The sequence below is a fragment of the uncultured Campylobacter sp. genome, from assembly GCF_938040115.1.
Taxonomy (GTDB): domain Bacteria; phylum Campylobacterota; class Campylobacteria; order Campylobacterales; family Campylobacteraceae; genus Campylobacter_A.
Genome location: NZ_CALHXD010000073.1, coordinates 1 through 1228, shown reverse-complemented (window position 1 = coordinate 1228; position 1228 = coordinate 1). Strand labels below are relative to the sequence as shown.

Here is a 1228-nt window from a genome sequence, read left to right as displayed (position 1 = left end):
TGAGCTTGATGCTCGAGCAGTACAAGCTAAATAACCTCGGCGATATCGCAAAGCTCTCAAGCGACATCTGCGCTAGCAGCGGCTTTGATGCGTTTTGCCGCGAGCCGTTTAACGTCGCTGATGAAAACATCTACGAGATCATAAACGACGTCGAAATGCTCATAAACAAGTGCTCCGGCTTTGAGTATTCGCTCTTTGACCTGCTTAAAATTTACTTCTCGATGAGCCTAAAATGCGGCGTAAATCTTAGCTCGCTTTACGAGTGCTACGTAGGTAAAAACGTGCTAAATCGCTTCCGCCAAGATCACGGCTACAAAGAGGGTGCGTATAAAAAGGTCTGGAACGGCAAAGAAGATAACGCCGTGATGAACGAGATTCTAGCTCGCGGGCTAAAAAGCGTGGATGATATCTACGCCGCGCTAGAGGCCGAGTACAAGGCGGTAAAATAAAATTTGACGGCTTTGCGGGCTAAATTTGCGCTTGGATCGTTAAATTTAGCAAATTTAACTCGCCGCCAGGCAGTTTAAGTTGCGGGCGGTTAAATTTGGGCACGGTTTAGCTGTGCTTGAAAAAACCTGCCGTTTAGCCGGCAAAAATTTACGCCGCATGCAAGTCTAGCGCCACAAAAAGCGGGTCAAATTTGATAAATTTAACTAAATTTGCAGCCTATTTTAAATCGGTCAAATTTAGCCGCGAAGTCTATGCGTACGTTAAATTTGTGTGCCGCTAAAAGTATTCGCCGCGCCGCTTACATCAAGCAAAAAATGTGCGTCAAATTTAGAAAAGCCGACGTGCCCAAACGCCCCTTTCGCCGCAAAACGGCATAAATTTAAACAAATGGAGATTCATTGTTCACTGATATTTTACGCCTTTCGATAAAGGACCTTTTCACGCCCAAATTTATCGCGCTCTCTATCTTGCCGCTCGTTTTTTCCGCGCTAATCATCGCAGCGATCGCAATGTTTGGCGGCCGCGAGCTATACGAGACGCTAAACGCGGCCGTATCGGGCGACTCAGGCGCGCTGGCCGAGTATCCGATAGCGGCTAAAATCCTCAGCCTAGGCATCGCAAAATGGCTCATCGGCGCGATATTTTACGCGGTCGGCGCATATCTGGTCGTCATGCTTTCGGTTTTTTGCGCGCTTGCGGTTGCGGGCTTTCTCACTCCGACGATCGCCCGCGAGATAAACCGCAGGCACTACCGCGTGGACGAGGCGCAGCTGGCAAA

2 protein-coding genes are annotated in these 1228 nt (G+C 48.8%); both read left to right on the top strand.

Features of this window, described 5'->3' with window-relative positions:
• Positions 1 to 449: dUTP diphosphatase (locus Q0314_RS02860; protein WP_298056300.1), on the top strand; the 449-nt coding region annotated here is incomplete at its 5' end.
• Positions 450 to 848: 399 nt separating this feature from the next.
• The coding region (locus Q0314_RS02855) for an EI24 domain-containing protein (RefSeq protein ID WP_298056298.1) at positions 849 to 1228 on the top strand (380 nt) is incomplete at its 3' end.